The following is a 25,954-nucleotide window of genomic DNA, read 5'->3' on the forward strand; positions in this document are numbered from 1 at the left end:
GGAAGCGTGCGCGTCAGGAACTGGTGAGGACCACGAGTTGCTGGGTGGCGCGGGTCATCGCCACATAGCGGTCGACCGCTCCCTCGATGCCCGTGCCGAACGCCTCGGGGTCGACGAGGACGACCAGGTCGAACTCCAGCCCCTTCGACAGCTCCGGGCTCAGCGACCGGACGCGGGACGTCGCCCGGACCGTGGGGTCGCCGATGACGCAGGCGATGCCGTCGGCGTGCGCGGCGAGCCAGTTGTCGAGGATCGAACCCAGGTCCGACACCGACCCGCGTACGACGGGGACGCCGCTGTCGCGGATGGAGCGGGGCACGTTCGCGTCCGGGAGCACGGCGCGGATGACCGGCTCGGCTTCCGCCATGACCTCCGTCGGCGTCCGGTAGTTGATGCTGAGGGTGGCCAGGCTGATCCGGTCGAGCCCCACCCGCTCGAGCCGCTCCTGCCACGACTCCGTGAACCCGTGCCGCGCCTGGGCGCGGTCCCCGACGATGGTGAAGCTCCGGGACGGGCAGCGCAGCAGCAACATCTGCCACTCCGCGTCGGTCAGTTCCTGGGCCTCGTCCACGACGATGTGCGCGAACGGGCCGGCGAGCGGGTCCGGCTCGGCGCTGGGCAGTGCCGCCTCGTCGACCAGGGCATCCTGGAGGTCCAGTTGGCGCAGGCTCGACAGCACACCTTCACCGTCGTCGTAGGCGTGGGCCTCGATCAGCTCGTCGACGACCGTGGCCATCCGTTCCCGTTCGACGGCGACGGCGGCGTCGCGCCGGTGCCGGCGTCGCGACGCCTCCCGGTCGCCGAGCCGCTGCCGTGCCGCGTCCAGGAACGGCAGGTCGGACACCGTCCAGGCCCGGGGGTCAGGACGGTGCAGCCTCCGGACCTCGTCCGGGCCGAGCCAGGGGGCGCACCGGCGCAGGTACGCGGGGACCGACCACAGGTCGCCGACGAGGTCGCCTGCGTCGAGCAGCGGCCAGGCCCGGTTGAAGGCCGTCCGCAGCTCCCGGTTCCGCAGCAGCGACCTGCGGACCAGGTCCGCCGGCTCGTCGCCGTCGTACCGGTCCAGCAGGATCGTGAGCAGTTCCTCCCAGATCTCGTCCCGCGCCTCGTTGTGCGGCGTGCCGGGCCCCGGCGCCGCGAACGCCTCGGCCCAGTCGTCCGCGCTCAGCCAGATGTCGCATTCGTCGGTCGTGACGGTCATCCCCTCGGCCGGCGGCTCCTCGTAGAACCTGACGGCCGCCTCGACCGCCGCCACCAGGTCACCGGACGACTTCAGCAGCGCCACGTCCGGGTCGGTCTCGACGGTCGCCGCGGCGCCCTCGGGAACGAGATCCCGCAGGGTGCAGGTCTGCACCTCCTCCTCGCCGAGGCTGGGGAGGACGTCGGCGACGTAGGCCAGGTAGGGCTGGTGCGGACCGACGAACAGCACCCCGCCCCGGCGGTGGTTGAGGCGCGGATCGGCGTAGCGGAGGTAGGCGGTGCGGTGCAGGGCGACGACGGTCTTCCCCGTACCCGGGCCGCCGTCGACGACGAGCGCGCCGCTCGATCCCGCCCGGATCACGGCGTCCTGGTCCGCCTGGATGGTGGCGAGCACGTCCCGCATCCGGGTGGATCGGCTGCCGCCCAGACTGGCGATGAAGGCGGACTGGTCGTCGAGGGCCGCGTGCCCGTCCAACCCGTCCGGGGTGAACACCTCGTCCCAGTAGTCGGTGACCCGGCCACGGGTCCAGCGGTACCGGCGGCGGCTCGCCAGACCCATCGGGTTGGCGTGGGTCGCCCCGAAGAACGGCTCCGCCGCGGGCGAGCGCCAGTCGAGCAGCAGCCGGCGACCCGCGCTGTCGGTGAGGCCGAACCGCCCGACGTACACGGGTTCGGAGTCGTCCGCGCCGACCATGCGTCCGAGACACAGGTCCAGACCGAAGCGACGCAGTCCACGCAGGCGAGCGGTCAGCCGGTGGACCTCCTGGTCCCGGTCCACGGCCCGCCGGCCCTTGCCGCCGGGCGCCCGGCGGGCGGCGTCGAGGCGGCCGGACAGGTCGTCGATCGACTGCCGGAGTGTCTCCGCGATGGCCGCGAAGTGCTGCTCGTCACCGGCGATCAGACCCGGGTCGGCCTTGGGTGAGAGGTGGTCGGGAAGATCAAAGGCGCTGGTGGTCAGCGGGTTCACGTCATCAGCTCCGATCTGAGGCCGCTCGCGCCGATCGCGCGCACCGACCGGCCGGCGCGCGACGTCGCCGTCCGGTGGCACGCACGCGTCAACGCCACCCACGCGGTTCCTGTTTCCGCAGGTCGTGGCCTCGGCCGACGATTCTGCGGCACCCCTGGGGTCTTGCCGCAAGCCCCCCGGTGCGGTATACGTTGAGAGTGGCGGGGAGCAGATGCTCCCCGTTTTTCGTTGTCGCCACCGTGGCGGGGCGATCTCCCCGCGACGCGTCGCACGAGCCTGGCCGACGGCGCGCGGGGGAGTGTCGCACCGACGGGGCAGAATCGCGTCCGTGCTGGTGGCGGTGGTGGCGGACGAGGTCGGCGGGGGAGTGCTGCAACCCCTCGACGCCGCCGGGCGGCCGACCGCGCCGCCCGAGCCCGTGGCCGACCTGGCCGGCGCGGTGGCTGCTCGGGAGCGGGCCGACCGCCCGCGCTGGGTGTGGGCTTCCGGCGCGACGGTCTACCCGGCGTTGCTGCGCGCCGGTGTCCGTGTCGACCGCTGTCACGACGTCGAGCTGACCGAGGCGCTGCTGCTCGGCCACGCCGGCCGCTGGGGTGAGCCCCGCTCGCTCGCCGCCGCCTGGGCGCGGCTCACCGGTGCGCCGGTGCCGCCCGACCCGCCGCCCCGCGCGGCCGAGCCGCCCGGCCACGGCCAGGACGCGCTCTTCGAGACCCTGCCGGGCCCGCCGGGCCCCGGCGTCGACGTCCTGACCCAGGTGTACGCGGACCAGCTCGCCCGGGTCGCCACGACCGAGCATCCCGGCCGGTTCCGGCTGCTCGTGGCCGCCGAGTCGGCCGGCGCGCTGATCGCCGTCGAGATGGGCGCCGCCGGGCTGCCGTGGCGGGGCGACGTGCACGACGCCGTCCTCGCCGAGCTGCTCGGCGAGCCGTCCCCGGTGGGCGGGCCGCCCCGGCGCCTCGCCGAGCTGGCGGCCCGCATCGCCGACGCGTTCGGCGTACGCCAGCTGCACGCCGACTCTCCGGCGGAACTGGTGAGGGCGTTCGCCCGCGCGGGGGTGGAGGTGCCCAACACGCGAGCCTGGGTGCTGCGCGGCGTCGACCACCCGGCGGTGCCGCTGGTCCTGGAGTACAAGGAGCTCTACCGGATCTGGACGGCGCACGGCTGGGCCTGGCGCGACGCGTGGGTGCGCGACGGGCGGTTCCGCCCGGAGTACGTGCCCGGCGGCGTGGTCTCCGGGCGGTGGGCGACCCGGGGCGGCGGGGCGTTGCAGATCCCCAAGGTGATCCGCCGGGCGGTGGTGGCCGACCCGGGCTGGACCTTCGTGGTGGCCGACGCCGGCCAGTTGGAGCCGCGCGTGCTGGCCGCGGTCTCCGAGGACGCCCGGCTGGCCGCCGCCGGTGGGGCCGGCGACCTCTACGCCGCTCTCGCCCGGGACGCGTTCGGGGGCGACCGGGCCCGGGCCAAGGTGGCCCTGCTCGGCGCGATGTACGGGCAGACCGGTGGGGCGGCGGTGCCCGCGCTGGAGGTGCTGCGGCGCCACTACCCGACCGCCTTCGGCCACGTCGAGGCCGCCGCCCGTACCGGTGAGACCGGCGGCCTGGTCCGCTCCTGGCTGGGCCGCACCTGCCCGCCCGGCTCGGCCGGCCTCGACGGGGAGGAGGCGGCGCCGGATGGCGGCGACCGGTCGGCGCGGGCACGGTCGCGCGGACGGTTCACCCGCAACTTCGTCATCCAGGCCACGGCCGCCGAGTGGGCGTCGACGCTGCTCGCCACGTTGCGCGGCGAGCTGGCCGGCACCGGTGGCGAGCTGGTGTTCTTCCAGCACGACGAGGTGGTCGTGCACTGCCCGAAGGTGCGGGCCGACGTGGTCGCGGCGGCGGTCGTCCGGTCCGGTGCGCGGGCCACCGCGCTGCTCTTCGGGCACACGCCGGTCCGGTTCCCGCTCGACGTGTCGATCGTGGACTGCTACGCCGACGCGGCTTAGCCCACAATTTTCCCTTTTGCCCCGCTACCCGCGCCCGGGAATGCTCGTTTCTCCTCATGTCCGTACGACGGAGCGGGCCAGGCCGACGTGGCGCGGCCCGCTCCAAGAGGCTGTCGGGAAACCGCGTACCGGGATCTCCCGGCAGCCTCTGGTGAAGGGGGCGCAGCGCTGAACCGGATCGCAGGAATGATCATCGCCGCGGGTGGGGGACGCCGGATCGGCGGCCCGGAGGCCCTGCTGCACCAGGGGGAGAAGCCCCTGGTCAGCCGGATGATCGACACGATGACGGAGGCGGGCTGCGAGCGGATCGTGGTCGTGCTGGGCGCCGCGGCCGACCAGGTGCGCGAGACGACGGATCTCAGCGGCGCCACGGTGGTGGTCAACCGGGCCTGGGGGACGGGCGTCGGCTCGTCGATCCGCGCCGGCCTCGCGGCGATCGACGACGACGGGATCGAGGCCGTGGTCGTGGTGCCGGTCGACATGCCCGGCCTGACGGCCGTGGCGGTCCGCCGGGTGACCGCGCTGCCGTACCCGGACGTGCTGGTCTGCGCCACCTACGACGGCCTGCGCGGGTACCCGATGCTGTTCGGTCGCCGGCACTGGTCCGGCATCGCCACCCTGGCCAGCGCCGACGTCGGCGCTCGCCCGTACCTGCTGGCGCACAAGGACCAGATCGTCGACATCGCCTGCGACGCGGTGGCCGACGGCAGCCGGGTCGACAGCCCCGAGCTGATGGCCCTCTACGGCCTCAGCGTCCCCGAGCAGCGGGTCGGGGTCTGAGAGTCAGCCGGGCAGGTCGAACAGCTCGGCGGCGTTGCCCCAGCAGACCGCGCGCAGCCAGTCGTCGCCGAGATCGAGGCGGGCCAGTCCGGCGAGCTGCTCCGCGTACGCGTAGGGCAGATTCGGGAAGTCGCTGCCCAGCAGCACCTTGCCGGCGAGCCCCAGCTCGCGCAGCCGGGGACGCTCCTCGCTGGGGAACGGCACGAACCGGTCGAAGAACGGGGTGAACGCCATCGTCGTGTCCAGCCGTACCCGCTCGTACCGCTCGGCGAGGTCGAGGAACGCCGTGTAGTCCGGCGCGCCGAGGTGCGCCACGATCGCGGTGAGCGCGGGATGGCGGGCGAGCACGGCGGCGAACGGGTCCGGCCCGGTGTGCGTGGTGCCGACCGGGGCGTGCCCGGCGTGCACGACCACGGGCACGCCGGCGTCGGCGAGCAGCCCCCACACGGGGTCGAGCAGCGGGTCGGTCGGAGCGAAGCCGCCCACCTGGACGTGCACCTTGAACACGCGGGCGCCGGCGGCGAGGGCGTCGGCGACGTACCGCGGCGCCTCCGGCTCCGGGAAGAACGTCGCCGACGGCAGGCATCCCGGCGTCGCGCGGGCGAAGTCGAGCGTCCAACCGTTCAAATCGGCGGCCATGCCGGGCCGGTGGGCGTACGCGAGGGCGCTGAACGCCCGTACGCCCAGCTCTCGCAGGTACGCGACCCGCTCGGCGTCGCTCCACCGGTACCGGATCGGCCACTCGGTGCCCACCAGTGGGCCGGCCGCGTCGAAGTACGCCCACACCCGGCGCAGCAGCCGCGGCGGGAGGAAGTGCACGTGCACGTCGGCCAGGCCGGGCAGCCCGAGGCCCTGCCAGAACGCGGGCACGTCCGCGTCGTCGGCTTTCGCCACCACCGTCACACCTCGATGTTGAAGCGTTGCAGCACCGAGGGGGCGACGAGCCCGACGGCGGCCAGCACCGCGATGACGGTCAGCGCGGCGCGGACCACCACCACCTCGGTCTTGCTGCCGGCGCGCAGGGCGATCGAATCCGGCAGGCTGATCATCGTCCACATCCGACGTTTGATCGGGATGGGCCAGAGGATCGGTACCCCGGCCCGGGTGATCATGTCACCGAGGATGTGCACGAAGCTCCCGACGCCGACGGCGAGCCCGATCATCGGGTAACCGCGGTCGCCGGGCAGGGTGGCGAAGGTGAACCACGCCGCCGCGAGTGACAGGAGGGTCACGACCACCCAGCCGGCCCGCTCGGCCCACTCGTCGAAGAGGCCGCGCAGGGCGAGGCCGAACATGAAGAACAGGATGCCGATCACGGCCCACTTGCCGTACGCGGCGCACAGCGTGGTGGTGCCCCAGCCGACCAGCACGGTGAACGGGATGGTGTGGGTGAGCGTCCGGTGGCCGTTGCTGCGGCGTGGATCCTTGCTGAGCTTCGTCGCGTAGTAGACCCCGAGCGACACCTTCTCCGTGACCTCGGCGATGAACAGCGAGAAGACGCCGAAGGTGCGGGCGACGGTGGCGCCGCCCTGGTTGCGGGTGACCTTTCCCGACAGGTCTAGGTCGGGGAAGAGCGCGCCGCCCGCGCAGACCGCGGTGCCGACCGCGAGCGCCAGCGGCGACTGCTCGTAGCCGGCGAAGTGGTCCAGCGCCCAGGACCCGGCCAGCCACACCGACGCGCCGGACAGCGCATGCGACGGTCCCATCATGTCCGCTCATCCTCCCGGGGATCTTGAGCGCCGAAACTACGTCACTGTAGTTCAGCGCCGCACCCGCGGGGTGGCGGCCGGCCGCTCACATCCGTCGGTCAGGGCAGCGGCGTGAAGCTCTGCCGGACCATCAGGAGGTACGGGTTGTTGACCCCCCAGTCGAACTCCGAGGTCAACCAGGACACGGTGTACGCGCGAGCGGTCGTCACGTTCAGCAGCAGCCGGGCCGTGTGCACGCGTACCCCGGCGGCGTTGACCCAGGCGCACTCCCACACCGCGGCACCGTCGAACATGTCCAGCGGGGCGATCTGGAACCGGCGGTAGTCCCTGAGGAGGCCGCCACCGGTGAGCCGCTGCTCCTCCGACCGCCACCAACCCACCGGGTCAACCCGGTGGGGACCGGCCTCGACGCTGAGCATGCGGACGCCGCCCGGCTCCCGGAAACAGGTCACCGTCCCTTCCGTCCACCGCAGCCAGGCCACCGGCGTGGCGATCCGCCACCCGCCCGGGTCGACGTGCCACGTCCAGCCGCGTACCAGGCGCAGCGCGCCGGTGGGCGGCGGCACCGACGGCACCGGGGTGGCGGCGGGCGGCGGCGCGGCGCAGGCGAACGCGGCCGGGCGCTCCGGTGCGACGCCCCCACCGGAACCGGCCCCCGGCTCCGGCCGGCCGCCGTCGCCGCCCACCAGGGCCCGGCCGACGCCAAGCGCGGTGAGCACCAGGAACACCGCGCCCACGGCGATCCACGGCCGTCGCCGCCGGAAGCTCCTCGGACGCCGTCCCGGCGCCTGGCCGGCGGTTGGCCCGCCGGCCGGTGCCGCCGCCTGACCGGCGCCCGCCGGCCGGTGCCGAGTCGACATCGGATCGGCCGGCGGTGCGGGTGGCGGGCCGGCCTCCGCCGAGGAAGGCCGACCGGCAGTGGCACCCGCGCCAGGTGGCAGGGTCGGCCCGACCGGCCGGTCGTGGTCGGCCGCCGCGGCGCGCAGCAGCGGCTCCGCCTCGGCCGCCGTCAACCGGCGCCACGGGTCGCGTTGCAGCAGGCCGGTCAGGAGCGGGCGCAGCGGACCGGCCCGCCGCATCGGGTCGGGCGGCTCGGTGGCCAGCGCGCTGAGCGTCGCCATCGCGGTGGGCCGGGCGTACGGGGACTGGCCCTCCACGGCGGCGTAGAGCGTCGCGCCGAGCGACCACAGGTCCGTACGCGGGTCGGAAATCCCGTCCCGCGCCCGCTCGGGCGCCACGAACTGCGGTGAGCCGAGCACCATGCCGGGCCCGGTCATCGCGCCGTCGCCACCGTCGAACGTGGCCAACCCGAAGTCGGTCAGCACCACCCGGCCGTCGTCGGCCACGAGGACGTTGTGCGGCTTGACGTCCCGGTGCAGGACGCCGGCCAGGTGCGCCGCCCGCAGCGCGGCCAGCACCGCCAGCCCGATCCGGGCGGTCCGGCGGGGGCCCAGCGGCCCGTCGGTCGTGATGATCTGCTGCAGGGAGCGGGACCGCACGTACTCCATCACGATCCACGGGCTGTCGCCGTCGTGGACGACGTCGTAGACGCGGACGACGTTGGGGTGGGCGAGGCGGGCGGCGGTCCGCGCCTCCCGCAGCGAGCGCAGCCGTACCTCGTCCCGCTCGGCCTCGGCCAGCCAGTTCGGCGGGACGACCTCCTTGACCGCGACGTCCCGGTGCAGCATCTCGTCCCGGGCCAGCCAGACCCGGCCCATTCCGCCGGTACCGACCAGGTCGAGCAGCCGGTACCGGCCCGCGATCAGCCCCTGCCGCACTCTCGCGTTCCCCCTCGGTCACCCCGTGTCACACGATAGTCAGCGGCGTGCAGATTCTCATCCGGAGCATCGGTGGCCGGTCGGTCAGCGGACGCTGCGCAGGCTCGTCCGGACGGTGGTGAGCTGCGCCGTCGCGGCCGGCCAGTCGGCGTCGTGGGTGATCCAGCCGAGCGTCCAGCCGGCGGTCGGTGCCGCCAGCACCACCTGGAGGGCCCGCAGCCGGCTGCCGTGCGGGGTGTCCCACGCGCACTCCCACTCCGCCGCCGCGCCGGCGGCGCCGAGGCGGAACTCGGCGTACCCGGGCAGCGCGCCGGCCGCGAGCGCGCGCTCCCGGGCGGCACGCAGCCGGTCCAGCGCTCCGGCGGGACCGCCGCCGGGGATGGCGACGCTCAGCGCGCGTCCGGTGGTCGGGTCCTGGAAGCAGGCCACGTCGCCGTCACCGGAGTACCGCCAGCCGGCCGGCACGGCGATCCGGAAGCCGCGGGTGTCGGCGTGCCAGGCCCAGCCACGTGGCGGGCGGAACGTCTCCCCGGCGGGTGGGGCGGCGGCGACCACGGGCTCGCCGACCGCGTCGGGTCGGACACAGGAGAACGGCGGCGGCGGGAAGCCGCGCCGGCCGGGCGGCGGTGGCTTCGGGTGGTCCGGCCCGCCGTCCTGCCCGTCGCCGACCGCGCTTGCCCAGGGGTCGCCGGGCGCCGGCCCGTGGCGGCGGTCCCGGTCGTGGGTGGCCGGCCCGTCGGACGGCCGGGACCAGTCGCGACGCTCCGGCGGCTCGTCGGCCACCGTCAGGGCCGTCCCCACCCCGGCGGCGACGGCGACCAGCAGTGCGGCGGCCGACAGCCCCCACCGCCGGACGGCGGTCCGGTGCGCGGGGCGACCGCCCGCGCCGGCGCCCGTCGGGGCGGGCGGCGTGACCGGCTGCGGCGCGGCTGCCCCGGTGTCGGCCGTGGGTTCCGGCGACTCCGCTGCGGCCGTCAGCCGGCGCCGCGTCTCGTCGTGGTCGGTGCGGTCGCCCGGGTCGCGGCACAGCAGCCCGGCCAGCACCGGGGCCAGTGGCCCGGCGTTCGGGGCCGGGTCCGGTGGTGCGACGGCCAGCGCGCTGAGCGTGGCCATGGCGGTGCTGCGGGCGTACGGGGACCGCCCCTCCACCGCCGCGTACAGCGTGGCACCGAGCGACCACAGGTCCGCCGCCGCGCTCGACACCCCCTCGGCGGCGCGCTCCGGTGCCACGTACTGCGGTGAGCCGAGGACCATGCCGGGGCGGGTCATCGCACCGTCGCCGCCGTCGAAGACGGCCAGCCCGAAGTCGGTGAGCAGGGCCCGCCCGTCGCGGGCGACCAGCACGTTCGCCGGCTTGACGTCCCGGTGCAGCACCCCCGAGGTGTGCGCGGCGTCGAGGGCGGCGAGCAGGTCCAGCCCGATCGCGGCGGCGCGCCGGGGCGGCAGCGGGCCGTCGTCGTCGAGCACGTCCTGAAGGGTCCGGGACGGCACGTACGCCATCACGATCCACGGGCTGTCGCCCATCGGCACCACGTCGTACACCTTGACGACGTGGGGATGGTCGATGCGCGCGGCCGTGCGTGCCTCCCGCAGCGTGCGGAGCCGCAGCTCGTCGCGTTCCTCGCCGGTCAGCCAGCTCGGCGGGACGATCTGCTTGACCGCGACCTCCCGGTGCAGCACCTCGTCGTGGGCCCGCCAGACCCGGCCCATGCCGCCGCGCCCGACCATCTCCAGAAGCCGGTACCGGCCGGCGATCAGCACTCGCTCCACAGTGCTCCCATCCACCGCCCGGCGTACACCCTAGGCCAGGAGATGTGCGGGATTCATCCGCTGAAGCGGGCGCGCTGCCGGCCGTCCGCCGGTGCGCGGTGGCTCGGCGGCCGCGGGGACGGCCCGGTCCGGGGCTACCGACCGCCGCTCAGCCGGCAGCACCGCCCATCGCGAGGAGGTTCCCCTCCGGGATCTCGATGCTCCGTCGGCGCTCGCCGGGCCGGGCCCTGGCCAGCCGTCCGCCGGTGAGGTGCGCACGGCGGGCCGCCGCGTACGTGCCGGCGGTGCGCGCCGCGATCGTCGCCCACCCGTACCGCTCGCCGACCATGGCCCGGGCGCGGCGGGCAACCCGCCGCGCGAACACCTCGTCGGCGAGGAGCTGGTCCACCGCTCCGGCGAGGGCGTCCGGGTCGCTGTGCGGGAACGTCACCCCGGTGACCCCCGGCTCGACGATCTCGGCGAGCCCGCCGGTCGCGGCCACCGCCAGCGGCGCGCCAGCCGCGGCCGCCTCCAGCGCGACCATGCCGAACGGCTCGTAGAGGCTCGGTACGACGGTCGCGTCGGTGGCGCCCAGCACGGCCGGCAGCTGCGTCGAGTCGAGGAACCCGGCGAAGCGGACCGTGTCGTGCAGGTGCAGCCCCCGCGCCTGGTCCACCAGTTCCTCCCGGTACGGCCCGTCGCCGGCGATGAGCACCCGCAGCCCGGGATGCCGCCGGCGCAGGTACGGCACCGCGCGCACGAGGTGCTGGACGCCCTTCTCGTACACCAGCCGGCCGGCGTACCCGATCAGCGGGCCGTCCCCGGCGAACCGGGCCCGGGCGGAGGCCACCGCCCGGGGGCGGGCGTGCCAGGCCCGGTCGTCGACCCCGTTGGGCACCACGTCGACGTCACCGGCCGGCACCTCGAACAGCGTGGTGACCTGGTCCCGCATGTAACCGGAGCAGGTGATCACCCGCGTGGCGGCGTTGCTCAGCCAGTGCTCGATCCCGTGGATGGTGCGGTTCATCTCCTCGGGGAGCCAGCCCTGGTGCCGGCCCGCCTCGGTGGCGTGGATGGTGGTGACGAGCGGGAGGCCGAGATGCTCGCCGAGGGTGATGGCGGTGTGGGCGACGAGCCAGTCGTGGGCGTGGATGACGTCGTACCCGCCGGTCTCGGTGGCGCGCAGGGCGGCGCGGGTGAGGGTGTGGTTGAACGCCATCGTCCAGGCCAGCAGCGAGCTGGTGGCCAGGGGGAAGGTGACGGGGTCCTCGGCGGCGCGGACGATGCGGACGCCGTCGGCGTACTCCTCCAGGGGTGCGCCGTCGGCGTGGCGGGTGACGACGGTGACCTCGTGGCCGGCGGCGGCGAGGGCGACGGACAGGGCGTGGACGTGCCGGCCGAGGCCGCCGACGAGCACCGGCGGGTACTCCCACGACAACATCAGCACGCGCTCGTGCCGGGCGGGCTGGAGGTCGATGACGGCGGCGTCTGGTGACATGCGGCCCCCTTGAGTTGTCCCCGAGCGCGCGCCGGCCGGCACCATTTCGGTGCCCCGTTGACGTCGCGACTGGATCGGGACCAATCCTGCTGGTAGCTGGCTAACCAGCGGAGACACAACCGTTGCGGTCGTGTAAACCGCTGCCTACCGGACCCGGCGCACCCGCAGCAACTCGGCCACCGACCACGCCTGGAACGGGCACCCGGTGGCCCGGTGCGGCGGAAGGCCGTCGGCGGTCTCGCTGACCGAGCCGAGGCCGAACTCGGTCAGGTGCGCCTCGATCCCGACGAACAGCTCGTCGACGGGGAGCTTGGCCCGCCGGCTCGCGTCCACGAACGGGCCGAGCAGCCACGGCCAGACGGTGCCCTGGTGGTAGGCGCCGTCCCGCTCGGCCGGGCCGCCGCGGTGCCGGCCGACGAACTCCGGCGAGTCCGGGGAGAGGCTGCGGGGGCCGAGCGGGGTGAGCAGCCCGGCGGCGACGCGGCGCAGCGTCGGCTCGTCCGGGTCCAGCGGGGCGTACGGGAGCGACCAGGCCAGCAGCTGGTTGGGCCGCAGCAGGTCGTCGTCGTGGACGGCGGCACCGCCCAGCGGGTACGCGGGCGCGGGCGCGTCGACGACGTCGTGCAGCCATCCGGTCGGGGCGGGGAACCGCTCCCGGAAGGCGGAGACCGCCCGGTCGTGCAGCCGCCACAGCTCGGCGGCGTCCTGCCCGACCAGCTCCGCCAGCTCGGCGAGCCCGGCCAGACCGTTGATCCACAGCGCGTTGACCTCGACCGGCTTGCCGGCCCGGGGCGTCACCGGCACCCCGTACACCCGGGCGTCCATCCAGGTCAACGCGACGGCCGGGGCGCCCTGGGTGAGCAGCCCGTCCGCCGGGTCGACGACGATGCCGAACCGGGTGCCGGCCACGTGCGCGTCGATCACACCGCGCAGCCCGGGCAGCAGCTCCGCGCCCAGGTCGGTGTCACCGGTGACGGTCACGTGCCGGCTCACCGCGTGCAGGAACCACAGCGTGCCGTCGACGGTGTTGTACTCCACCCGGCCGGTGTCGGCGGTGTTGGCACACATCCCCTCCGACAGCGTCGCCGCGTACGACCGCAGCAGCTCGCGGCCCTCGTCCGCGCGCCCGGTACACAGGAACAGACCCTCGTAGGAGATCATCGTGTCGCGCGACCAGGCGCCGAACCACGGGTAGCCGGCCACCACGTCCGGGCCGCGGCCGGTACCGATCACGAACGCGTCGGCGGCCAGGACGAGCGTCGCCTCGACCGGGTCGACCGGCTGCGCGGCCGCGACCACGGCCCGGTTGCGGGCCCGTGCGGCGGCCACCACCTCCGGCCCGGGCGGCGGCTCGGCGGCCAGGTCGCCGGCCCAGGCGAGCACCGAGACGGTGTCACCCGGCCGGTCCAGCGCGCCGACGAAGCCGCCCGCGTACCAGAGATCCTCGTCGGGGTGCAGGCCGCGCGCGGCCTCCTCGCGGTGGTGCGCGCCGAGCCACCACTGGCCCTCCGGCACCCAGCCCGGCCCGGCCAGCCGGAAACAGCCCTCGACCACGGCGCCGTCGGCGACCGGGTCCATCCGTGGCGTGGGCCCGTCGGCGCGGCGCTCGCCGTGGGCGTCCCGCCAGGTGCAGGCCGCGGCGAGTTCCAGCCGGACCGGGCCGCCGGTCACCAGCCGGTGCACCACCGCGACGCACGGCCGGCCGTGCACGGTCGCCAGCTCCCGCTCGATCACCACGTCGCCGATCCGCCAGCGCCAGCGGGGCAGCCCGTCGGCCAGGTCGAAGCGCTCCAGCAACTCGAAGCCCCGTGGATCCACGTCACCGGACGCCCACTCGTGGGCGCCGAGCCGTACCCGCGCCCCGGACGGGAGCACGACCGCCGGGTCGAGGCTCGCCAGTCCCACGCGTCGGGACGCCGGTGTCTCGCCCGCCACCACCAGCAGACCGTGGTAGCGGCGCGTGCGCAGCCCGGCGACCGTGCCCATGGCGTACCCACCGAGACCGTCCGGCACCAGCCACTCCCGGGTGGCGGCGCTGGTCAGCTCACCGCAGACCTGTGGACCGAAGGTGATGTCGATCAATTTCCCTCCACCGGCGGCGAGGTGTGACGCGGCACGAGAAGAATGGCCGCTGTGGTGAAGTACCCCGGCGGCGTCGAAGATGTGCGAGTGATCACCGACGTGCCGCCTCCCGACGTTTCCGCGCCCGACCCTGAGCGGATCCGGCTCGCCCAGGCCGACGCGGGGGAGCGGGAGTGGCGCGCATGGGGTCCCTATCTGTCCGAGCGGGCGTGGGGGACGGTACGGGAGGACTACAGCGAACACGGTACGGCGTGGGACTACTTTCCCCACGACCACGCGCGGTCCCGAGCCTACCGGTGGAGCGAGGACGGCATGGCGGGCGTCTGCGACGACCGGCAGACCTTCTGCTTCGCCCTGGCGCTGTGGAACGGCCGGGACCCGATCCTGAAGGAGCGCATGTTCGGCCTCGGCGGGGACGGCGGCAACCACGGCGAGGACGCGAAGGACTACTGGTGGTACGAGGACTCCACGCCCACCCACTCCTGGATGCGCTGGCGCTACCACTACCCGCAGGCCGCCTTCCCGTACGACGAACTCGTCGCGGTCAACGCGCTGCGCGGCCGGGACGACACCGAGTACGAGCTGGTGGACACCGGGATCTTCGACGACGACCGGTACTGGGCGGTGACCGTCGACTACGCCAAGGCCGGCCCGACGGACCTGTGCGTCCTGATCACCGTCGCCAACCGCGGCGACCGGGCGGAGACCCTGCACGTGCTGCCGACCCTCTGGTTCCGCAACACGTGGGCGTGGGGCCTGCCCGGCGGTGACCGGGTGCCCCGCATCGTCGGCTCGGCGGCGGGCTCGGCCCCCGACGGCGCGGGCGCCCGGCTGGTCGGCGAGCACTGGGTGCTCGGCCAGCTCGTGCTGGAGGGCGACGGCGAGCCCACACCGCTGCTGTGCGACAACGACACCAACGCCGAGCGGCTGTGGGGGCTGCCCAGCCGGTCCCGCTACCCGAAGGACGGGATCAACGACCACGTCGTCGCCGGGGCGCCGACGGTCAACCCGGAGCGGGAGGGCACCAAGGGGGCGCTGCACTACGTCCTGACCGTGCCGGCCGGTGGGTACCGGCAGATCCGCCTGCGGCTGACCCGGACCGCCCCACCGCCCGGCGGCACACCGCCCCCGCCGGCCGACCTCGGCGACGGCTACGACGCGGTGGTGTGGGCGCGGCGGGCCGAGGCGAACCGCTTCTTCGCCGGGGTGATCCCGGCGAAGGCCACCCCGGACGAGGCGCTGGTAGCCCGGCAGGCCATCGCCGGGCTGATGTGGGGCAAGCAGTTCTACCACTTCGACGTCAAGCGGTGGCTGGAAGGCGACCCGGGCTCCGCGCCACCGCCGGCCGGTCGCCGGCACGGGCGCAACAGCCACTGGTGGCACATGACCAGCTTCGACGTGATCTCCATGCCGGACCCGTGGGAGTACCCCTGGTACGCCGCCTGGGACCTCGCGTTCCACTGCGTGAGCATCGCCCGGGTCGACCCGGGCTTCGCCAAGGAGCAGCTGCTGCTCCTGCTCCGCGAGTGGTACCTGCACCCCAACGGGCAGATCCCCGCGTACGAGTGGGCGTTCGGCGACGTGAACCCGCCCGTGCACGCCTGGGCGGCGCTCAAGGTGTTCGAGATCGACGGGGGCCGGGACCACACGTTCCTCGCCCGGGTGATGCACAAGCTGCTGCTGAACTTCACCTGGTGGGTCAACCGCAAGGACACCGGCGGCAACAACGTGTTCGAGGGCGGCTTCCTCGGGCTGGACAACGTCGGCCCGTTCGACCGCTCGGCCGCGCTGCCGGTGGCCGGAGTGCTGGAGCAGTCGGACGGCACCGGCTGGATGGCGATGTACGCGCTCAACCTGCTCGACATCGCCGTCGTCCTCGCCGAGCACGACCGCACCTGGGTGGACACCGCCACCAAATTCTTCGAACACTTCGCGTACATCGCCGCGGCCGCGTACTCGCAGGGGTTGTGGGACGACGAGGACGCCTTCTTCTACGACGTGCTGCGGCTCGCCGACGGCACGAAGGTGCCGCTGAAGGTCCGCTCGGTGGTGGGGCTGCTGCCCCTCGCCGCCGTCACCCGGCTGACCGCCCGTACCCTGCACCGGCTGCCCGAGCTGGGCGCGCGGCTGCGCTGGTTCCTCACCAACCGGCCCGAGTACGCCGACGTGATCGGCGCCCGGCGGCTCGGCCCGGACGGCCGTCAGCAGCGGCTGCTGTCCATGGTGGGCCCGGAGCAGATCGTCCGGCTGCTGGCCCGGATGCTCGACACCGACGAGTTCCTCTCCGAGTACGGGCTGCGGACGCTCTCCCGCGCCCACCTGGACAAGCCGTTCGCGGTCACCCTCGGCGGGCAGGAGTTCTGCGTCGGGTACGAGCCGGCCGAGTCGACCAGCGGCCTGTTCGGCGGCAACTCGAACTGGCGTGGCCCGATCTGGATGCCGACCAACTTCCTGCTGATCAGCGCGCTGCGCGACTACGCCGCGTTCTTCGGCGACGACCTCCAGGTCGAGTACCCGACCCGGTCCGGTGTGAAGCGCAGCCTCGACGAGATCGCCGACGACCTGTCGGCCCGGCTGATCTCCCTGTTCACCCGGGACGGCTGGGGCCGGCGGCCGATCTACGGCGCCGCGCAGCTCTTCCAGACCCACCCGGACTGGCGGGACCTGATCTGCTTCCCGGAGTACTTCCACGGCGACAACGGGGCCGGGCTGGGCGCCTGGCACCAGACCGGCTGGACGGCCCTGGTAGCCGACCTCATCCTCGACCTCCGCCGCTGAACGGAACTCGGGTGACCTGGCTGGCCGTTGCCAGTACGGTGGCCGGGCGACGAAGGGGGCGACGTGACGGGTGACGTGGTGATCGAGCCGGGACGGGTACTGGTCTTCGACGCCGATGACACGCTCTGGGAGAACAATGTCCTGTTCGAGCGGGTCATCGACGACTTCCTGGCGTGGGTGGACCACCCGACGCTGGACCGCACCGAGGTCCGCGCCATCCTCGATGACATCGAGCGGGCCAACGCCGTGACGCACGGTTACGGCAGCAAGGTCTTCCTGCGCAGCCTGGGGGAGTGCTTCCAGCACCTGCGGGAGCGGCCGGCCACCGAGGCCGAGCAGCGGGAGATCGAGGACCTGGCGGTCGCCCTGGTCGAGCACCGGGTGGAGCTGATGCCCGGCGTGGCCGAGGCGCTGGACGAGCTGGCCGGCCGCCACGAGCTGCTGTTGCTCACCAAGGGCGAACGGGAGGAGCAGCAGCGCAAGCTCGACGCGTCCGACCTGCTGCACCACTTCCGGGCCGGGCACATCGTGCCGGAGAAGACCGTCGACACCTACCGGTGGCTGGCCAAGGAGCACGACTTCGACCCGGCCGACGCCTGGATGATCGGCAACTCCCCGAAGTCGGACATCCTGCCGGCCCGCGCGGCCGGGATGAACGCCGTGTTCATCCCCAACGAGAACACGTGGGTGCTGGAGCACGACGAACTGGACGCCAGCGACCCGAGTGTCCTGCACCTGGCCGCGTTTCCGGACCTGCTGCGGCACTTCTGACCCGGTAACCTCCCGGCGTGCCGCTGACGTTTCCGTCCCATCCGGCGGCGGTGCTGCCGCTGAAGCTCTGGCGACCCCGCTGGTTCGACGGGGTCGCCCTGGTCACCGGGGCGGTCTCGCCGGACGTGGCGTACCTGTTCACCGGCACCGCGTGGGATCTCCCACGGACGCACACGGCCGCCGGGCTGCTCTGGTGGTGCCTGCCGGTGGCCCTCGCGTACGCGTGGGTCTTCCGTCGTGCGGTGGCGGTGGTCGCCCCCCACCTGCCGGCCGGTTCCCGCTTCCGGTGGACGGACTACACCTCGCTGGCGGCGGTCCGGCATCCCTGGTGGATCACCGCCGGGTCGGCGCTGCTCGGCGCGATCAGCCACGTCGTGTGGGACCGGGTCACCCACACGAACTGGCTGGGGGCCCTCGGCGTCGACTGGTACAGCGCCACCGGCGTGCACTGGTGGACGGTGTCGGATCCGGCCAGCACACTGCTCGGCGCGGTGGTCACCGTCGGGGTCGCACGTCGGGTCGCGGACCGCCGTGACATGCTGACGGAGGCACCGTCGGCGGTGCCGGCCCGCCGGGCGGTGTTCGTCGCGGTGGCGGGGGTGGTCCTCGCCGTCGGGGTGGCGGTGGTGCCGCTGCTGCCGGCTGCGGAACACATCGCTCCGACCGGCGTACGGATGCTGCACGTGCTGGCGGGCGCCCTCCTCGCCGGCGGGGTCGCGGCGACCGTCGCCGGCCGCGCGCGTAGTGGTCGCCTCGACCGGAAACAGCGCTAGGTCGCAGTGGCGCGTTACGTCGACATGCCGCTTTTTCACCTTGGTATCAATCACGCTCCCACGGCCGGTGCGAACCTTGTTTGCGCTGCGAAAACGCGCCTAACCTGATCCGGCGCTCACGGCTCTTCGGGGTGAGTCGGAGCGCGTGCGGTCCGGTTGTGGGCACCGTGGAGCTGAGTGCAGGCGGGCCGGCTCGCTGTGGTGGGCCCGGCGTGGGCGGCGTGCCGCGCCCGCGCGTCCACCATGGCGATGTCCGCTACCACACCGGACGGCGGAGGGTCAGGGCCGGGTAGTTGCGGACCCGGTCCTGACCCATTTTCGATGCCCGCCGCCGACAGCTCGTCGAGGCAGTTGATGAGAGGCAGGGCGGGTCCGGCCGCCGGGCGTCAGCTGCCCGCGCCGCGGACGATCGCCACCGCCACCCGGCAGAACTCCTCCATGTCCGGGTTGAAGCCGGCCGCGATGTCGGGGTGCAGGCCGGCACGGGTCTCGTCCAGCAGCCGCTGGCAGACCTGCTCGACCGGCTCACCGGCGTAGCTGGCCCGCACCCGTTCGGTCGCGGCCTGCAACGCCGAGGTCAGCTGATCCTCCAGCGGGCCGCGCAGCTTCTCCTGCACCGCGTCGCGGGGATCCAGCGTGACGTGTGGTTCCGACATCGGCGCTCCCTTCCTCGGCGACCGCGGTACCCCACCGCGGCCGTCGGTCAAACCGCGGCCGGTACGGCCGCCACCCGTACCTGATATGAGAAGTTCTCCGCCGGTTCCTCCGTGTACGACAACTTCCGGATCTGCCGGTCGTCGTCGTAGAGGGCGACGTCCACCAGGACGCCGAGGTGGGCCAGGCCGATGCTGCCCACCCGCTTCTTGTCCTGGAGCACGGCGCACACCCCGCCGAGCAGGGTGCTCGCGTCGGAGGTGCGGTGCCCCGGCGGGCAACGCAGCACGAGGTCCACCTCGATCGGCCCGGACAGCGGGGTCCAGCCGGTGCGCTGGGCCGCCGTGCAGGCCGCCTGGAGCAGGGCGCGGACCCTCGTCGCCTGCCGATGCCCGGCGGCGAAGATGGACAGCGCCTCGGTCTTGACCGGTGGCAGGCCGCTCACCTCGAACGTCAGGGCGAGAGCGCGGGTGTCCTGCACGACGGCACCTCCTCGTTGGGGACGATCCTGCCCAACCGGGGCGGCGGCGGTGGGAGTTCCCGCGAGAACCAACCGATCGGGCGGGCCGGGGTCGGCCGAGGCGTGTCGACGTCGGTGGCGAACGCGCAGGTAAACGCTAGTCCACCCGATGGTCGCCGGGTAACCGTCCGCTCACTCGGTGGGACGGGGCGGGAAGGCGCAGAACTCGTTCCCCTCCGGGTCGGCCAGCACCCACCAGCGGGTCTGGTCGGTCGGCTCGCGCAGCAGCGTGGCACCGGCCCGGATCAGGGCGGTCGGCTCCGGGTCGACCAGGTCCACGTCCCAGTGCATCCGGTTCTTGACCGTCTTGCGCTCCGGCACCGGGTTGAAGATCCATTCGTCCCACGGGAAGCCGGTCGCGCCGATCAACGAGGCCGCGTCCCAGCCGGTCATCTCCACCTCGCCACCGAGCACGCCGGCCCACCAGCCGGCCAGTCGCTCCGGTTCGGCGCAGTCCACCACCAGCTCCATCGGCCCCGGCCGGGTGTCCGGCCGGCCGGCGAAGGCGCAGAACTCGTTGCCGTCCGGGTCGGCGAGCACCCACCACTCGATCTCCTCGTCCGGCTCGCGGACGATTCGCGCTCCGGCCGCGACCAGCGGCGCCGGGTCCGCGCCGGCCAGCCGCAGTTCCAGGTGTACGCGGGTCTTGCCGGTACGCGGCTCGCTCACCCGGTTGACCCAGATCGACTCGGCGCCGGAGCGGGCCGCCCGGGGATCAACGCGGGTGTCCCCGTCCCCGGCATCCACGACCTCCCCGTCGAGCACCCGCCCCCAGAATTCGCCGAGCACCTGGGCGTCGGCAGCATCGAGACACAGATCCTTGAACCGCGCGATCACGGCCCCATCATGCCGTCCCGGCCGCCCCGCCCCACCGCCGACCCCGACCCCGGCCCGGCCGCGCAACTTCAGGGAAAGTGCTGTCTCGTCCGCGCGGGAGGCAGCATCTTCCCCGAAGTTGACCCGTGTCCCTCGACGCGTGGACGTGTCCGTCCTTCGCTGGCGCGGGTCTCACCGTTTGCGGGTGCGGATGGCGTGGCGGACTTCGGCGAGGAAGCCGTCGAAGTCGGTCGCGAGGCGCTTCGAGGTCAGGTGCAGGACGATCCAGTCGTCACCGACCAGCCGGTTGAGCCGGCGCCGATCGCGGTGGAGCTGTTCCGGGTCGTGGTGCCAGATGCCGTCGTACTCGATCGCGATCTTCCACTGCGGCCAGGCGAGGTCGAGTCGGGCGACGAAGGCGCCATCGCGTTCGACCACGAACTGGGTTGCCGGGGCGGGGAGGCCGGCCAGGACGAGCCGCACCCGGAGGCGGGACTCCGGGGGCGACTCCGCGCCCCCGTCGGTCAGGTCGGCGACCCGGAGCATCCGCTTCCAGCCGCGCTCTCCCGTGTGTCGGCGCGCCCGCTCGCTCAGCCGCGCGGGGTCGACGAGCTGGCGACGGACGAGTACGTCGACGAGGGCGACGGCATCCTCCACCCGGAGCCATTGCGCGAGATCCCAGCAGGTGCGTTCCGGCGTGGTGACCGGAACGCCGGCCCGGAGGACCACGTCGGTCCCGGGCAGGGTGGCGGTGTGCACGGCCAGGCCGCTCACCGGACCGAACCGCCGGCCGGTGGGCACCAGGACGTCGAGTGACTCGTGTGCCTCCACGCGGCCGGCTCCGAACAGGGCCGCGGCACTTCGCCCGGCGATCGCCGCGCCGGGCGGGATCAACCACCGTGCCGCTGCCGCGCAGCGTGTCGGATGCGAGACGACGAGTCCGGCGTCGGCGTAGACGTCCTTGAAGAGTGGCCGCCATGCGGTGCTTCGCAGCTCAGCGCGGGTGAGCAGCCCTTGGGACACGACCTGGGACCCACGAAAGAGGCGCCCCTGCAGGCGCGCGGGCCGTCGAGGAGGAACCGGCATCCATCCACGGTGGACGACCCCCACCGCCCCCGTCTGCCCCTGTGGATAACCAGCCACCACGGCCTACCCGACGCTCGGCAGGGCAACTTCGGGGAAGATGCTGCCTCGGCGCGCGGCGAGGGGACATCTTCCCCGAAGTTGCGCGGATCCTGCCGGGGCGGGGTCAGTGGCGGGCGCGTTTCAGTTCGTGGAAGGTGGGCAGGCGCATCAGCGGGACGGTGCAGTCCCAGATGGTCAGGGCGTCATCGGTGCCGGGCACCTCGGTCAGGATCGGCCCGTGCAGGCCGCGCTCGGCGCCGGGCAGCATCAGCACCGGCGAGCCGGCGTCCGGGCCCACCGACGTGTACGCGAGCGCGTGCGACTCGCGTACCGCCGCGTCCCAGCGCTCGTCGTCGAGCGCCGCCGCCGCGCCGCCGAGCCCGGCCGCCTCGACGGCCGCGTCCACGATCGTCGTGTCCGGCCGGTTGCCGGCGTCGTGCGTGCGGGTGCCCAGCTCGGCGTAGAAGTGGCCCGCGTCGTCGTGCCGCCCCTCGGCGCGCAGCGCCTCCACCAGGCGCAGCGCCCGGCTCGAGGCGGTCATCGCATCGGTGCGTTCCGGCGGCACGTTCCCCTCGTTGAGGAGGGCCAGGCTGAACGCCCGCCACTCGATGCGCAGGTTACGGGCGTCGGCGACGGTCACCAGCCAGCGGGACGTACGCCAGGTCCACGGGCAGGCGGGGTCGAAGAAGAAGGTGACGTCCATCGGGCGAGCGTACGGGCGCCCGTCCCGGCCCGCAGCGTGGTGATGTGCGCCACACCGGGACGGATCGTGGCGCTCCGGTTGCCGTCAGGTTTCGGAACTTCGCAGGTCGGGCAGTGTTCAGGCCACGAAACGCCCGGGGCGCGACGCATCTGTCCGGTCGGCGCCCCGTCCGTCTCGCCGTGCGCCGGGGCACGGAGCCTTCCCCCGGCTTTGGCCGAGAAGGAGGGGAGGGGTGATGAGCGACTCTGACCAGGCCCGACGGCGACGTCGACCCCGCGCCCGCGCGGTCGCCGCCGCCGCGGCGCTGACGTTGGTGGCGCCCATGGCCGCCTGCGGGACCGGCGGTGACGGCGGTACGCCCACGATCAACCTGTACTACCCGCCCGAGCAGAACCTGCAGAAGGTCGTCGACGACTGCAACGCCCAGGCGCAGGGCCGGTACAACATCGTCTACCGGGTGCTGCCCCGGCAGGCCGACGAGCAACGGGTGCAGATGGTCCGCCGGCTCGCCGCCGAGGACACCGGCATGGACGTCCTCGGCCTCGACGTCACCTGGACCCAGGAGTTCGCCAGCGCGGACTGGATCCTGGAGTGGACCGGCGAGAACCGGGCCGAGGCCGAGCAGGGCACCCTGGAGGGCCCGCTGGAGACCGCCCGGTACGAGGGCCGGCTCTACGCGGCGCCGAAGAACACCAACGTGCAGCTGCTCTGGTACCGCAAGGACCTGATGCCCGGGCCGCCGGCGACGTGGAACCAGATGATCGTCGCCGCCCAGGAGCTGAAGAACCAGGGCAAGCCGTACCAGGTGCTCACCATGGGCGCCCAGTACGAGGGCCTGGTGGTGCTCTTCAACACGCTCGTCGAGAGCGCCGGCGGGCGGATCCTCAACGACGACGGCACCGAGGCGGTGATGGACGAGGGGGCGGTGCGAGCCCTCGCCCAGCTGCAGCGCTTCGCCACGTCGGGCGTGACGTCGCCGTCGTTCAGCAACGCCACCGAGGACCCGGTCCGGCTGGAGTTCCAGTCCGGCGCCGGGGCGTTCCAGCTGAACTGGCCGTTCGTCTACCCGGCGCTACAGGAGGCGGACCCGGAGCTGGCCAGGCAGGTCGGCTGGGCGCGGGTGCCGGGCATCGAGCCGGGCACCCCGAGCAAGGTCACGATCGGCGGCGTGAACCTGGCCGTCAGCGCCTACTCGGAGCACCCGGAGGAGGCGTTCGACGCCGCCACGTGCATCCGCAACGAGAAGAACCAGAAGTTCTCCGCGATCAACGACGGTGTCCCGCCGACCATCGAGAGCATCTACGACGACCCGGAGATGACCGAGGCGTACCCGATGAAGGAGACGATCCTCGAGGAGCTGAAGGAGCCGGCGGTGCGGCCGCTGACCCCGGCGTACCAGAGCATCTCCACGGTGATGTCGGCGATCCTCTCGCCGCCGTCGGCGATCGACCCGGTTGCGACCGCGGACGAACTGCGCGACGCCATCTCCGACGCGCTGGAATCGAAGGGGGTCCTGCCGTGAGTTGCCCTGTGTCAAGCCATCGCCGGTTGATCTTGGCTGAGCAAGTGTTGGAGGGCTCGGTGCCGGTCGGGGTTGTAGGGGGTGTTGGTGGTCCAGCACTTCCAGATGATGTCGAGCCAGGCGCGGGCGAGGATGCGGACGGCGTGGGGGTGGTCGTGGCCGCGGGCGCGGGCTCGTTGGTAGAGGTTGGCTGCCCAGGGGTTGGCGTGGCGGCTGTCGCCAGCGAAGTCGCAGACGGCGTCGCGGAGTTGTTTGTCCACGGCCCAGCGGAAGGCGACGATGCGGACCTTGCCGGATTCGCGGGTCGACGGGGCGACGCCGGCGAGGCAGGCCAGGGATGCTGGGGTGGGGAATCGGCCGCGGGCGTCGCCGATTTCGGCGAGCAGCCGGGCGGCGCGGACGGTGCCGGAGCGGGGCAGGCTGGTGAAGATGTCCCGGTCGGGGTGCCGGTCGAGGGTGTCGGTGATCTGCTGGTTGAGGGTGTCGATCTGGGCCACGATCGCGGCCAGGGTGGCGAGGTAGGCGCGGGTGATACCGGCCAGGGTCTGTCCGTAGTCGCCGGTGGCGCCGCGAGGCGCGGCGGTGATGCGGGCGTGCAGCACGGCTGGGTCGGTGCGGCCGCTGTAGCTCACGCTCTTGAGCCAGCCGGCCAGGCGTGTGGGCGACAGCCGGTCCAGGGCGTCCTGGGTGGTGAACCGGGTCAGGAACTGCCGGCTGATCGGCGAGTCGATGTCGTTGAACAGCTCGACGGTGCCCGGCAGGGCCGTGGCCAGGTGAGCGCGCAGCTGGTTGGCGACCGCGATGCGGTGGGCGATGAGGTCTTTGCGGGCGCGGCACAGCTTGCGCAGCGCGGTGGTCGGTGGGCTGTCCAGCACGAGCGGGGTCAGCCGTCGCCGGTCGGTGCGTACCGTGTCGGCCAGGACGTAGGCGTCGAACCGGTCGTCCTTGTTCCCGGCCGAGCCGTACCGTCGGCGCAGTGCTTTGACCTGCGAGGGTGGGATCACGTATACGGTCGTGTCGGCGGCCAGCAGCGCATCGACGATCGGGCCGTCCGGGCGTTCGATGCCGACCGCGTCCACCCGATGCCGGTCGAGCAGGTCGATCAGCCGTCTCAGGCCGGTCTTGGTGTATGTCAGCGTCAGCCGCTCCAACGGCTCACCGTCGGCGTCGATGACGCAGACGGCGTAGTCGTCCTTGGCCCAGTCCACCCCGGCCGAGTTCCCTCGCGCCGACGCGGCACTGTCGGTCACACTCATGGTTGCCTCTCCGCTGCGCTACCAGTGGGGAAGCACCTGGCGGTTCCGGGACACCACTGCCGGTCGCTCATTGAGCGGCGCTCGACGGCGCATAGCCCTGTTGCCAGTCGGGGTGTCCCGGGCCGCCGGGCCTCGCAGAACTCACGCTGGACCTCAAAGATCGAGAGAGCTGGGCGATGGCCCGACGGTCACCGGTGCACTCGAACCAACATCAGCTCGAGTGAGACAAGGGTGCACCAATGAGCGAGTGCACCCGTTACGCGGTCGACTCCGGCCGCCGGGAGGTGACGGCATGAGCATCAACGCGACGCCGGCGGGGGCGGACGTCTCCGCCGACGAGACCGCCACCCGCACCGGGCGGCACGCGGCCGTGCCCGCCCAGCGGGCCGGCCGCCGCAAGGCCCCGCTGAGCGAGAACAAGCGCGCCGAGCGCAAGCTCGGCTGGCTGCTCTGCGCGCCGGCCGCGCTGGTCATGGTGCTGGTGACGGCGTACCCGATCCTCTACTCGGTCTGGCTGTCGATGCAGCGCTTCGACCTGCGCTTCCCCGACCAGCGCGAGTTCATCGGGCTGGAGAACTACGTGACCGTGCTGACCAACGATTTCTGGTGGACGGCGTTCGGCGTCACCGTGCTGATCACCGTCGTCACGGTCGCCGTCGAGCTGGTGCTCGGCATGGGGCTGGCGCTGATCATGCACCGGACGCTGGTCGGCCGGGGGATCGTCCGGACCGCGGCGCTGATCCCGTACGGCATCGTCACGGTCGTCGCCGCGTTCTCCTGGCGGTACGCGTGGACGCCCGGCACCGGCTACCTGGCGAACCTGTTCAGCGAGGGCGCGCCGCTGACCGAGCGGGCCAGCTCACTGGCGATCATCATGCTCGCCGAGATCTGGAAGACCACGCCGTTCATGGCGCTGCTGCTGATGGCCGGCCTGGCCCTGGTGCCGGAGGATCTGCTCAAGGCGGCCTCCACCGACGGGGCGACGGCCTGGCAGCGGTTCACCAAGGTGATGTTGCCGGTCATGAAGCCGGCGATCCTGGTCGCCCTGCTGTTCCGCACGCTGGACGCGTTCCGGGTCTTCGACAACATCTACGTCCTGACGTCCGGGGCGAACGAGACGTCGTCGGTGTCGATGATCGCCTACAACAACCTGATCCGGGGTCTGAACCTCGGCATCGGGTCCACGATGTCGGTGCTGATCTTCATCACCGTGGCGATCATCGCCTTCATCTTCGTGAAGCTGTTCGGTACCGCTGCCCCCGGCAGCGACGACGGGGAGAGGCGTTGAC

The 25,954-nt window shown here is 73.3% G+C and carries 20 protein-coding genes; 7 read left to right on the plus strand and 13 right to left on the minus strand.

Translation table 11 applies throughout. The features are described from left to right. Positions 1–13: 13 nt before the first annotated feature. Positions 14–2,158, minus strand: a complete 2,145-nt coding sequence (helR, locus tag GKC29_RS14425) for an RNA polymerase recycling motor ATPase HelR (RefSeq protein ID WP_230689073.1) — start codon at positions 2,156–2,158, stop codon at positions 14–16. 307 nt (positions 2,159–2,465) lie between these two features. Here helR and GKC29_RS14430 point away from each other — a divergent pair, with 307 nt between their 5' ends. Together GKC29_RS14430 and GKC29_RS14435 are read left to right on the plus strand one after the other, a co-directional pair. Beyond that, on the plus strand, positions 2,466–4,151 hold the full coding sequence (locus GKC29_RS14430) for a bifunctional 3'-5' exonuclease/DNA polymerase (RefSeq protein ID WP_155331329.1): 1,686 nt from the start codon (positions 2,466–2,468) through the stop codon (positions 4,149–4,151). A gap of 186 nt (positions 4,152–4,337) precedes the next feature. Continuing rightward, a complete protein-coding gene (locus GKC29_RS14435; protein ID WP_155331330.1) occupies positions 4,338–4,931 on the plus strand; it encodes an NTP transferase domain-containing protein in 594 nt (197 codons plus the stop codon). A 3-nt stretch (positions 4,932–4,934) separates the two neighbouring features. On the opposite strand, the gene GKC29_RS14440 is transcribed toward GKC29_RS14435, so the two are convergent. The 6 genes from GKC29_RS14440 to GKC29_RS14465 form a co-directional block, all read right to left on the minus strand. Beyond that, the gene (locus GKC29_RS14440; protein WP_155331331.1) at positions 4,935–5,828 is read right to left on the minus strand and encodes an amidohydrolase family protein; all 894 of its coding nucleotides are present in this window, start codon (positions 5,826–5,828) and stop codon (positions 4,935–4,937) included. Between the two features lie 2 nt (positions 5,829–5,830). Further along, entirely contained in the window at positions 5,831–6,640 is an 810-nt protein-coding gene (locus GKC29_RS14445; RefSeq protein WP_155331332.1) for a metal-dependent hydrolase, read from the minus strand. A gap of 98 nt (positions 6,641–6,738) precedes the next feature. After that, positions 6,739–8,418 (minus strand): serine/threonine-protein kinase, encoded by a 1,680-nt coding sequence (locus GKC29_RS14450; protein ID WP_230689030.1) that lies wholly within the window; start codon positions 8,416–8,418, stop codon positions 6,739–6,741. 84 nt (positions 8,419–8,502) lie between these two features. Beyond that, positions 8,503–10,188, minus strand: a complete 1,686-nt coding sequence (locus GKC29_RS14455) for a serine/threonine-protein kinase (RefSeq protein WP_230689031.1) — start codon at positions 10,186–10,188, stop codon at positions 8,503–8,505. A gap of 148 nt (positions 10,189–10,336) precedes the next feature. Next, on the minus strand, positions 10,337–11,665 hold the full coding sequence (locus GKC29_RS14460; RefSeq protein ID WP_155331333.1) for a glycosyltransferase family 4 protein: 1,329 nt from the start codon (positions 11,663–11,665) through the stop codon (positions 10,337–10,339). 144 nt (positions 11,666–11,809) lie between these two features. Further along, positions 11,810–13,747, minus strand: a complete 1,938-nt coding sequence (locus GKC29_RS14465) for an amylo-alpha-1,6-glucosidase (RefSeq protein WP_155331334.1) — start codon at positions 13,745–13,747, stop codon at positions 11,810–11,812. A gap of 42 nt (positions 13,748–13,789) precedes the next feature. On the opposite strand from GKC29_RS14465, the gene GKC29_RS14470 reads away from it, so the two are divergent. The 3 genes from GKC29_RS14470 (at position 13,790) to GKC29_RS14480 (ending at position 18,069) form a co-directional block, all read left to right on the plus strand. Beyond that, a complete protein-coding gene (locus GKC29_RS14470; protein WP_155331335.1) occupies positions 13,790–16,525 on the plus strand; it encodes a glucosidase in 2,736 nt (911 codons plus the stop codon). 75 nt (positions 16,526–16,600) lie between these two features. After that, on the plus strand, positions 16,601–17,296 hold the full coding sequence (locus GKC29_RS14475; RefSeq protein WP_155334140.1) for an HAD family hydrolase: 696 nt from the start codon (positions 16,601–16,603) through the stop codon (positions 17,294–17,296). Positions 17,297–17,313: 17 nt separating this feature from the next. Further along, positions 17,314–18,069: a DUF4184 family protein gene (locus tag GKC29_RS14480; protein WP_155331336.1), complete on the plus strand. Its 756-nt coding sequence runs from the start codon at positions 17,314–17,316 to the stop codon at positions 18,067–18,069. A gap of 386 nt (positions 18,070–18,455) precedes the next feature. Here GKC29_RS14480 and GKC29_RS14485 read toward each other — a convergent pair whose 3' ends face one another. The 5 genes from GKC29_RS14485 to GKC29_RS14505 form a co-directional block, all read right to left on the minus strand. Then, on the minus strand, positions 18,456–18,725 hold the full coding sequence (locus tag GKC29_RS14485; RefSeq protein WP_155331337.1) for a hypothetical protein: 270 nt from the start codon (positions 18,723–18,725) through the stop codon (positions 18,456–18,458). A gap of 47 nt (positions 18,726–18,772) precedes the next feature. Then, entirely contained in the window at positions 18,773–19,204 is a 432-nt protein-coding gene (locus tag GKC29_RS14490) for a hypothetical protein (RefSeq protein WP_155331338.1), read from the minus strand. A gap of 171 nt (positions 19,205–19,375) precedes the next feature. After that, complete coding sequence (locus GKC29_RS14495) at positions 19,376–20,080, minus strand: VOC family protein (protein WP_155331339.1); 705 nt, start codon at positions 20,078–20,080, stop codon at positions 19,376–19,378. Positions 20,081–20,251: 171 nt separating this feature from the next. Next, entirely contained in the window at positions 20,252–21,145 is an 894-nt protein-coding gene (locus tag GKC29_RS14500) for an endonuclease domain-containing protein (protein ID WP_370463343.1), read from the minus strand. Positions 21,146–21,308: 163 nt separating this feature from the next. Beyond that, a complete protein-coding gene (locus GKC29_RS14505) occupies positions 21,309–21,887 on the minus strand; it encodes a DsbA family protein (RefSeq protein WP_155331341.1) in 579 nt (192 codons plus the stop codon). Between the two features lie 235 nt (positions 21,888–22,122). On the opposite strand from GKC29_RS14505, the gene GKC29_RS14510 reads away from it, so the two are divergent. Next, positions 22,123–23,409, plus strand: a complete 1,287-nt coding sequence (locus GKC29_RS14510; protein ID WP_155331342.1) for an ABC transporter substrate-binding protein — start codon at positions 22,123–22,125, stop codon at positions 23,407–23,409. A gap of 11 nt (positions 23,410–23,420) precedes the next feature. Here GKC29_RS14510 and GKC29_RS14515 read toward each other — a convergent pair whose 3' ends face one another. After that, on the minus strand, positions 23,421–24,665 hold the full coding sequence (locus tag GKC29_RS14515; RefSeq protein ID WP_155329394.1) for an IS110 family transposase: 1,245 nt from the start codon (positions 24,663–24,665) through the stop codon (positions 23,421–23,423). Positions 24,666–24,957: 292 nt separating this feature from the next. Between GKC29_RS14515 and GKC29_RS14520 the strand changes: the two genes are divergently transcribed. Next, the gene (locus tag GKC29_RS14520) at positions 24,958–25,953 is read left to right on the plus strand and encodes a carbohydrate ABC transporter permease (protein ID WP_155331343.1); all 996 of its coding nucleotides are present in this window, start codon (positions 24,958–24,960) and stop codon (positions 25,951–25,953) included. The last annotated feature ends 1 nt before the right edge of the window (position 25,954 follow it).

Source organism: Micromonospora sp. WMMC415, from assembly GCF_009707425.1.
Taxonomy (GTDB): Bacteria; Actinomycetota; Actinomycetes; order Mycobacteriales; family Micromonosporaceae; genus Micromonospora.

Excerpts from the sequence above, each read along its gene's own strand:
- GKC29_RS14435 (WP_155331330.1), top strand. The coding sequence starts at position 4,338 with ATGATCATCGCCGCGGGTGGGGGACGCCGGATCGGCGGCCCGGAGGCC.
- GKC29_RS14445 (WP_155331332.1), bottom strand. The coding sequence starts at position 6,640 with ATGATGGGACCGTCGCATGCGCTGTCCGGCGCGTCGGTGTGGCTGGCC.
- GKC29_RS14460 (WP_155331333.1), bottom strand. The coding sequence starts at position 11,665 with ATGTCACCAGACGCCGCCGTCATCGACCTCCAGCCCGCCCGGCACGAG.
- GKC29_RS14470 (WP_155331335.1), top strand. The coding sequence starts at position 13,790 with ATGGCCGCTGTGGTGAAGTACCCCGGCGGCGTCGAAGATGTGCGAGTG.
- GKC29_RS14485 (WP_155331337.1), bottom strand. The coding sequence starts at position 18,725 with ATGTCGGAACCACACGTCACGCTGGATCCCCGCGACGCGGTGCAGGAG.
- GKC29_RS14500 (WP_370463343.1), bottom strand. The coding sequence starts at position 21,145 with ATGCCGGTTCCTCCTCGACGGCCCGCGCGCCTGCAGGGGCGCCTCTTT.
- GKC29_RS14505 (WP_155331341.1), bottom strand. The coding sequence starts at position 21,887 with ATGGACGTCACCTTCTTCTTCGACCCCGCCTGCCCGTGGACCTGGCGT.
- GKC29_RS14510 (WP_155331342.1), top strand. The coding sequence starts at position 22,123 with ATGAGCGACTCTGACCAGGCCCGACGGCGACGTCGACCCCGCGCCCGC.
- GKC29_RS14515 (WP_155329394.1), bottom strand. The coding sequence starts at position 24,665 with ATGAGTGTGACCGACAGTGCCGCGTCGGCGCGAGGGAACTCGGCCGGG.
- GKC29_RS14520 (WP_155331343.1), top strand. The coding sequence starts at position 24,958 with ATGAGCATCAACGCGACGCCGGCGGGGGCGGACGTCTCCGCCGACGAG.